1 pseudogene is annotated in these 238 nt (G+C 50.8%); it reads left to right on the top strand.

The features are described from left to right. Nucleotides 1-238: pseudogene (locus tag H5300_RS27805) on the top strand (ISKra4 family transposase); the annotation flags it as partial.

Raw genomic sequence — 238 nt, 5'->3', positions numbered from 1 at the left:
AGGTGGCAAAAGGACTCAGGCAGAGTGCAACAAAAAGGAAATTAACGAAGCGAGACGCTGTAGATAGCTGTGCGAAGTACCTGGTTAAAAACAAAGACAGGTTGAGATACGATGAGGCTTTGGCGGCGGGATTTCCGATAGCGAGCGGGATAATTGAAGGCGCCTGCCGGCATCTGATTAATGACCGCCTCGATATAACAGGAGCAAGATGGGGGCTAGATGGCGCCGAAGCCCTTTT

Source organism: Vibrio sp. SG41-7 (assembly GCF_014164465.1).
Lineage (GTDB): Bacteria > Pseudomonadota > Gammaproteobacteria > Enterobacterales > Vibrionaceae > Vibrio > Vibrio splendidus.
This window is presented reverse-complemented; position numbering and strand designations above follow the sequence as displayed.